Origin of the sequence: Massilia yuzhufengensis, assembly GCF_900112225.1 — a bacterium.
GTDB classification, from domain to species: domain Bacteria; phylum Pseudomonadota; class Gammaproteobacteria; order Burkholderiales; family Burkholderiaceae_D; genus Telluria; species Telluria yuzhufengensis.
The window spans coordinates 1-8,052 of the sequence record NZ_FOLD01000056.1; the positions used below are offsets into that span (position 1 = coordinate 1).

Genomic DNA, 8,052 nt, shown 5'->3' on the forward strand with positions numbered 1-8,052 from the left:
AGGTTATCGTCAGGCTAGTTATAAGAAAAAACCCGCAGAGTGATCTCTGCGGGTTTTTTTGCGTTTGTGTTTTGGGTATTCAGGCGTTATCGCATTGAGCGTGCGGTATCTCGGCGCGACGGAATTGGGGTGGACAATGCCAGTGGCATTGTTCACGCCTTCGCCGGAAGTCGTAGACGCCAGTGGCGCGTACGACGGTGCAGGGGGAGCGTGGCGAGAATGACAGCCTGGCCTGCACACTCAAAACCGTCGCACCTGCGCAGGCGGGTGCCCAAGTTGACCTTGCTTTTCACCCCAAACCACCCAACTCACAGTACAGTCTTATGATTCACTCAATCACAGCGCACGATGGACTACCAACAGCTCGTTCTCCAGCGGCGTTCGCATCCCGCTTGGCGCCTTCTCGCGGCTGACCATGCGCCCATGATCGCCAGTTTCCTGCACCGCAGCTTCGTCGCGCCGAACATCCGCACGATCCCGCGCCAGGAACTCGCATCCCAGCTCGACGACCACCTGTTCCAGATCCATGAAGCGGAAGGCCAGGGTGCGTATCCGAAAAGCGCCGTTGCCTACCTCGACGACTGGGCCGCCGACGACCGCGGCTGGCTGCGAAAATACTATCCGCAGGGGCAGGACGAGCCGCACTACGACCTTACCTCGTCCGCCGAACAGGCCATCGAGTGGCTCGACGCCCTGGGCCAACGAGCGTTTATCGGCACCGAGTCGCGCCTGATGACCGTGTTTGACCTGCTTAAACAAATCGTCGACGGCACCGAACTGAACCCGCGCACGCGCATCGAAGAACTACAGAGGCGCAAGGCCGAGATCGACGCCGAGATCGCCCAAATCCGCGAAGGGCGCCTCGACTTGATGGAGCCGACGCAAGTGCGGGAACGTTTCCTGCAAATGGCGGGTACCGCGCGCGAGCTGCTGTCCGATTTTCGCGCGCTGGACCAGAATTTCCGCAACCTGGACCGGAGCGTGCGCGAACAAATCGCCACCTGGGACGGCGGCAAGGGCGAACTGCTGCAGCAGGTGTTTGGCTGGCGTGACCTCATTGCCGATTCCGACGAAGGCCGCAGTTTCCGTGCGTTCTGGGATCTCCTGATGTCGCCGTCGCGCCAGGATGAACTCAGCAAACTACTGGAGCGTGTGATGCAACTTGGACCGATTCGCGAGCTGGAGCCCGATGGGCGCATCAGGCGCATCCATTACGACTGGCTCGAGGCCGGCGAAGTCACGCAGCGCACCGTGGCGCGCCTGTCCGGGCAGCTGCGCCGCTACCTCGACGACCAGGCCTGGATCGAAAACCGCCGCATCATGGAGCTCATTCGCGGCGTCGAGCAAAAGGCGCTGGCCTTGCGCGGCCAGGCACCCCAAGGCGCATTCGCCTCCATCGACGAACCCGCTCCGGAGATCGGCCTGCCGATGGAACGCCTGCTGTACAACCCGCCGTTCAAGGCCGATATCCGCAACGTCACGATGGAAGACGCGGTAGACGGCATCATGAGCGACGCTTTGTTCGAGCAGGTCCACGTCGACCAGGCGCGCCTGCTGTCGAATATCCGGCGCGCACTGCAGGCGCGCACGCAGGTGTCGCTGGCGGCACTGGTGGCGGAGCGCCCCATCGAACAGGGCCTGGCCGAACTCGCCACCTACCTGAAGCTGGCGACCCAGGAGGTCGCTTCCTTCATCGATGACGAGCGCACCGAACTGGTGTCCTGGACCGACGGCGCCGGCCGCCAACGCCAGGCCTCGCTGCCATTGGTCATCTTTACCCTCCGCGAGCAAACAAGCCATGAATGAAGACGACCGCCTGGGCCCCATCCTGGTCAACCTGTTCCAGGGAGTGCTGTACCGCGAGAACGCCGCCGCGCCCTGGCAGGCCCTGCTCGACCTGCAGGCACGGGTGCGCGACTATTGCACCGTCATCGGCCTCGAGCTGATCTTCGACGAAGCAGAAGGCTACGCCTACCTGCGGCAGCGTCCCCGTTCACCCGAAGAAGCCGACATGCCGCGCCTGGTCCAGCGGCGCCCGCTCAGCTTCCCGGTGAGCCTCATCCTGGTCCTGTTGCGCAAGAAGCTGGCCGAATTCGACGCCACCGGCGGCGATACCCAGCTGGTGGTCAGCCGCGAGGACATCGCCGAACAGATGCGCCTGTTCCTGCCCGACACCGCCAACGAGGCACGCATGCTCGACCGCATGGAGACCCACCTGAACAAGGTCGTCGAGCTCGGATTCCTGCGCCGGCTGCGCGGCCAGGACAGCCAGTACGAAGTGCGCCGCATCCTCAAAGCCTTCGTCGACGCGCAATGGCTCGACGACTTCGACAAGCGGCTCGACGCCTACGCCAGCCACGCTGCGGCCGCCGCCGGGGAGGACAACGCATGAACGCAGCATCCCCATTCGATGCATCGGCGCAGGCGCTCCAGGCGCAGTTCGACCTGGGCGAACCAGGCGACGCGGCCCCGGGCATCCAGTTTGAGGCGCCGGCGGACGCCGCGTCGCCACCGGAAGCGCCCCATGGCGCCGAACGCGCGGGCTTTCGCCTGCACCGCTTCGAGGTGTACAACTGGGGCACTTTCCACCAGCGCGTATGGCGCATGCACCCCGGCGGCGACAATATGCTGCTCACGGGCGACATCGGCTCGGGCAAGTCGACGCTGGTCGATGCGCTGACGACCCTGCTGGTCCCGGCCAACAAGATTTCGTACAACAAGGCGGCCGGCGCCGAAGCGCGCGAGCGCAGCCTGCGCACCTATGTGCTCGGCCACTACAAATCCGAGCGCGGCGACACCGGCATGACGGCGCGCGCCGTGCCGCTGCGCGACCACCACAGCTATTCCGTGCTGCTCGGAGAATTCCGCAACGAGGGTTTCGACCAGGCCGTCACCCTGGCCCAGGTGTTCTGGCTGAAAGACCCGCGCGGCCAGCCGGAGCGCTTCTATGTCGTGGCCGACGCCAGCCTCTCGATCGCCGAGCACTTCGCCGGCTTCGGCACCGACATCACCCAACTGCGCAAACGCCTGCGCGCCATCGCCGGCGTCACCCTGTTCGACAGCTTCCCGCCCTATGGCGCCGAGTTCCGGCGCCGCTTCGGCATCGCATCCGAACAGGCGATGGACCTGTTCAACCAGACAGTCTCCATGAAATCGGTCGGCAACCTCACCGAATTCGTGCGCGAGCACATGCTCGAACCCTTCCCGGTGCAGCCGCGCATCGACGCCCTGATCGCCCACTTCGACGACCTGAACCGTGCCCACGAAGCGGTGCTGAAGGCGCAGGCCCAGATCGATGCGCTGCTGCCCCTGGTCGCCGATTGCGACCGCCATGCGGCGCTGGTGCAGAGCGTGGACGAACTGCGGGACTGCCGCGACGCGCTGCGGCCCTGGTTCGCCGGACTCAAGTCGGCCCTGCTCGACAAGCGCATCGCCAACCTCGAAGCCGAAGAAGAGCGGGCCAGCGGCAAACTGGCGCAATTGCAGGAGTTGCGGCGGGCCCAGGGCCGCACGCGCGACGAACTCACGGCAGCCATTTCGGCCAACGGCGGCAACCGCATTGAACAGATCAAGGGCGAGATTGCCCGGCTCGAGGCCACCAGGCTGGAACGGGCGCTGCGCGCCGACAAGTACCAACTCATCGCGGGTGCAGTCGGCTTGCCAGGCGAACTCGATGCCGGCACCTTCGGCGCCAACCGGCGCGCCATCGAACAGGGCCAGGCCGACTGCATCGTCCAGCGCGACGAACGCAGCAACCGCCTGACCGAAGCCGGCGTCACGGTCCGCGAACTGCGGCGCCTGCACGGTGAACTTACCGGCGAGCTCGACTCCCTGCGCCAGCGCCGCTCGAACATCCCGCGCCAGATGCTCATGGTGCGCGAAGCCCTGTGCGAGGCCCTGTCCATCCCTGCGGAAAAACTGGCCTTTGCCGGCGAACTCATCCAGGTTCGCGACGAGGAGCGCGCGTGGGAGGGCGCGGCCGAGCGCCTGCTGCATGCATTCGGCCTGTCGCTGCTGGTACCGGAAGCGTATTACGCCCAGGTGGCCGCCTGGGCCGACCGCACCCACCTGGGAGCGCGGCTGGTGTACTACCGGGTGCGCCCGGCGGTGGCGGGCGAGCGGCAGCCTACCCATCCGCACTCGCTGGCGCGCAAGCTGGCGATCCAGCCCGATTCGCCCTTCTATGCCTGGATCGAGGCCGAGCTGGCGCGCCGCTTCGACTACGCCTGCTGCGACAGCATGGACCAGTTCCGCCGCGAACAGCGGGCGATCACACCCAATGGCCAGGTGAAATCCGGTGGCGAGCGCCACGAAAAAGACGACCGCCACCAGATCGACGACCGCACCCGTTACGTGCTCGGCTGGACCAACGAGGCCAAGATCGCCGCGCTCGCCAAGCAGGAGCGCGACCTCGCCACCCGCATCCATGCCCACGCCCAGCAGATCCGCGGCCTGAAAGAAGAAGTCGAGGAATGGAACAAGCTGCACGGCCTGTGGCAACAACTCGCGGTCTATGCCGACTTCGCCGAGCTGGACTGGAAGCCGCAGGTCGCGGCCATCGACCAGCTCGAGCGCGAACAGCAGGAACTGGCGGCCTCGTCCGACCTGCTGCGCACCCTGCAAACGCAGTTGCGCGAGCTCGAGCTCGCCCAGGCCGACAGCGAAGCCCAGCACGGCGCTGCCAAGACAGTGGAAGCCACGGTTGCCGAGAAGCTGCGCCATGCCCGGCAACTGCGCGAGGAATCCGCCTTGCTGGCCGCCGCTTTCATCGATTCCCCAGCGGCGGCGCTCGAATCGCGGCTCGAAGCGCTGCGCGCCGAAGCCCTGGGCGAACACGTGCTTTCCGTGGAATCCGCCGACAACCGCGAGCGCGACATGCGCGAATTCCTGCAGGGTCGCATCGACGCCGAAGGCAAGAAGATCGACCGCCTGCGCGATGCGATCATTTCAGCCATGCAGCACTACACCAACGCCTGGCCATTGGATGCGCGCGAGGTCGACGTGAGCATCGAGGCGGCCGCCGAATTCCGGCGCATGCTCCATGCGCTACAGGCCGACGACCTGCCGCGCTTCGCCAGCCGCTTCAAGGAATTGCTCAACGAGAACACGATCCGCGAGATCGCCGGCTTCCAGTCGCAGCTCAAGCGCGAACGGGAAACGATCCGCGAACGCATCGACACCATCAACACCTCGCTGCACGCGATCGACTACAACCCCAACCGCTACATCGCACTGGAGGCGGAGCCGAGCCTGGACGCCGACCTGCGCGATTTCCAGCACGACCTGCGCAGCTGCACCGAAGGCGCGCTCACCGGTTCGCCCGACGAGGAATATACCGAGACTAAATTCCTGCAAGTGCGGCGCATCATCGAACGCTTCCGTGGCCGCGAAGGCAGCGCCGAAATGGACAAGCGCTGGACGCGGAAGGTCACCGACGTGCGCAACTGGTTCGTGTTCTCGGCCTCGGAGCGCTGGCGCGAAGACGGCCGCGAACACGAACATTACTCTGACGCCGGCGGCAAGTCCGGCGGACAGAAAGAAAAGCTCGCCTACACCGTGCTGGCTGCAAGCCTCGCTTACCAGTTCGGCCTGGAATGGGGCGTGGTGCGCTCGCGCTCGTTCCGCTTTGTCGTCATCGATGAAGCATTCGGCCGTGGTTCCGACGAGTCGGCACGCTACGGGCTGGAACTGTTCCGGCGCATGAACCTGCAGCTGCTGATCGTCACCCCGCTGCAGAAGATCCACATCATCGAGCCTTATGTGTCCGGCCTCGGATTCGTGCACAGTGAAGAGGGGCGCCAGTCGATGCTGCGCTACCTGAGCATCGAAGAATTCCGCGCCGAGCGCGAGGCGCGCGGCGGATGAGGGGCGGGCGCGCAGCAAGGTGGACGACACCGGAAGACATCGTCGCCAGCACCAGGCAGCTGTGGGACAGCGGCGCCTTGCTGCGCGCGCGGATCGAAGGCGCCACGCTGTTCCCCTATGAGCTGCGCCTGCGGCAACCCAGCGTTGCCGAGATGGGAGAACAGTTCGAGACGGTCCGCGCATGGATCGGCGAGCTGGCCGCAATGGAGCGCGAACGCAAGGGGCATGGCTACGACCTGGTCTGGCGCGCGGTCAATCACCGCCAGCTTGGGCGCAACAGCATTCCGGTGGCGGCGGTCATTCCGTCCGAGGATGACGCCTTGCGCATGATCGGCCGCACTGCGGACGCCCGCCTTTTCAACCGGCTTGCGGGTGTGACGCTCGAGATGTTCCCGGCCCTGCGTGCGTGGATGTGCAGCCAGCCACTCAAGCTGCTGGAGCACGCTGGCGCGTGGGAGCGCGTTCTCGCGGTACTGCAGTGGTTCGCGACGCATCCCCGGCCCGGGATTTACCTGCGCCAGCTCGACATCGAGGGCGTCCACACGAAGTTCATCGAGTCGCGCAAGGGCTTGTTCACTGAACTGCTCGACCAGGTCCTGCCGCCCGGGGCAATCCTGGCCGAAGCCAGTGGCGCGGGCCAGTTTGAAAACCGCTTCGGACTGCTGTCCAAGCCGGCGTTGATACGCTTTCGCATGCTCGATCCGCAGCATGTGATTGGCGGGCTGTCAGACCTCACGGTGCCGGTAGCCCAGTTCGCGACACTGGACACCAGCGTGCAACGGGTATTCGTGACCGAGAACGAAGTGAATGCCCTTGCGTTTCCCGCGGTGCAGTCGGCGATGGTGGTATTTGGCGGCGGCTACGGGATCGACCGCCTCGCGCAGATCGGCTGGCTCCGCGACAGGGAGGTGCTGTACTGGGGCGACATCGACACCCACGGTTTCGCGATCCTCGACCGGCTGCGTGCCAACTTGCCGCATGTGCGGTCCTTGCTGATGGATGCCGCTACCTTACACGCGCATCGACCGCTATGGGGTGAAGAGGAGCCGGACAAGCGCTATACCGGCGAGCTGGGGCGCCTCACGGATGCGGAGCATCGGCTGTTCCTTGAGCTGCGTGACAACCTCCACGGCGAGCGCCTGCGCATGGAGCAGGAGCGTGTCGGTTACCAGTGGGCGCAGGCCGCGATCCGTCGCGCGTGATCCGAAGCGTAGGCCTCAGGCGGCGGACAACTGGCGTGTGCGCAGCGCATCCCAGGCGCGGTCGTGAAGCGGCAGCAGGATCACATTGCAGACCGGCTCCAGCAGCGCGGCCAGGCCACCCAGGGCCGCCGAGCCGGTCGCCACGTACATCACGGCAAATGCGATTCCAGCATGCATCAATGCCTGGCTCAGCTTCTCAGCCGCGACCAAGGGATAGCATATGCGCGTCGATCCGCGAGCTTGCCTGAGACCAGCCCACATCTTTTCATGGAAGGGCAGCAGGAGCACATTGATCACCGGCTCGATAATGATGGCCAGGCCGCTGAATACGATGGAGCCCGTGACCCCATAGGCAATGACGAAAGCAATCGCCATGTGGGTTGCTACCTGACTGAGTTTCTTCGCTGCTGCTGCCATCACTGCGCTCCTTGATCACCTGAGTAGATAATAATGATGTTCATTCAATAGATGAAGTAAATTATATATAACAGTTTGATAGCAATTGTCTATGCCAATTTTGACATGGGGTTTCGGCTCGCTAATTTCATGGCTTGCGGCTTTCGTGAGTATTTGATATAGTTCTGCTCCTCCGACGCACACACAGCCTTTCAGGTAGTGCAGCGAAGGAAAAGAGGGTGTTGACGAGAAACGCGAAACGCTGCATAATCTCACCTCTCTGCTGCTGACGAACACAACGCTTCGCCAGATACAGCAAGGCAGTACCGAATACCGTTCTTTAACAATCAACAGTCGATAAGTGTGGGCGTTTGATGAAGGTGCCAGTGACTTCGGTCATTGATTACTTAAATTATCAAATGTTCACAAAAGTATTAAGCGTTGTCCCAGCAATGGGATAACGGTCAGTATCTTGAGTGAGCGACCTGCCAGCAATGGTAGTGACACGAAAGTGTCAAAAACAGAGATTAAACTGAAGAGTTTGATCCTGGCTCAGATTGAACGCTGGCGGCATGCTTTACACATGCAA

At 63.8% G+C, this 8,052-nt stretch carries 5 protein-coding genes; 4 read left to right on the forward strand and 1 reads right to left on the reverse strand.

Translation table 11 applies throughout. The annotated features are described in order from the left end of the window. The first annotated feature begins 348 nt into the window (after positions 1-348). The 4 genes from BM031_RS24715 to BM031_RS24730 are packed head-to-tail and all read left to right on the forward strand — an operon-like array spanning position 349 to position 7,067. The gene (locus BM031_RS24715; RefSeq protein WP_091877592.1) at positions 349-1,806 is read left to right on the forward strand and encodes a DUF3375 domain-containing protein; all 1,458 of its coding nucleotides are present in this window, start codon (positions 349-351) and stop codon (positions 1,804-1,806) included. Further along, positions 1,799-2,392 (forward strand): DUF4194 domain-containing protein, encoded by a 594-nt coding sequence (locus tag BM031_RS24720; protein ID WP_091877594.1) that lies wholly within the window; start codon positions 1,799-1,801, stop codon positions 2,390-2,392. Before BM031_RS24715 ends, BM031_RS24720 begins: the two co-directional genes overlap by 8 nt. Next, the gene (locus tag BM031_RS24725; RefSeq protein WP_091877596.1) at positions 2,389-5,865 is read left to right on the forward strand and encodes an ATP-binding protein; all 3,477 of its coding nucleotides are present in this window, start codon (positions 2,389-2,391) and stop codon (positions 5,863-5,865) included. Before BM031_RS24720 ends, BM031_RS24725 begins: the two co-directional genes overlap by 4 nt. Continuing rightward, positions 5,862-7,067, forward strand: coding sequence for a DUF3322 domain-containing protein (locus tag BM031_RS24730; protein WP_091877598.1), 1,206 nt, complete (start codon positions 5,862-5,864; stop codon positions 7,065-7,067). Before BM031_RS24725 ends, BM031_RS24730 begins: the two co-directional genes overlap by 4 nt. Positions 7,068-7,082: 15 nt before the next feature. Here BM031_RS24730 and BM031_RS24735 read toward each other — a convergent pair whose 3' ends face one another. Next, on the reverse strand, positions 7,083-7,484 hold the full coding sequence (locus tag BM031_RS24735; protein ID WP_091877600.1) for a DUF2061 domain-containing protein: 402 nt from the start codon (positions 7,482-7,484) through the stop codon (positions 7,083-7,085). Between the last annotated feature and the right edge of the window lie 568 nt (positions 7,485-8,052).

What these genes read in the sequence shown, in the direction of transcription:
- BM031_RS24715 (WP_091877592.1), top strand. Translation starts at nt 349, where the DNA reads ATGGACTACCAACAGCTCGTTCTCCAGCGGCGTTCGCATCCCGCTTGG.
- BM031_RS24720 (WP_091877594.1), top strand. Translation starts at nt 1,799, where the DNA reads ATGAATGAAGACGACCGCCTGGGCCCCATCCTGGTCAACCTGTTCCAG.
- BM031_RS24725 (WP_091877596.1), top strand. Translation starts at nt 2,389, where the DNA reads ATGAACGCAGCATCCCCATTCGATGCATCGGCGCAGGCGCTCCAGGCG.
- BM031_RS24730 (WP_091877598.1), top strand. Translation starts at nt 5,862, where the DNA reads ATGAGGGGCGGGCGCGCAGCAAGGTGGACGACACCGGAAGACATCGTC.
- BM031_RS24735 (WP_091877600.1), bottom strand. Translation starts at nt 7,484, where the DNA reads ATGGCAGCAGCAGCGAAGAAACTCAGTCAGGTAGCAACCCACATGGCG.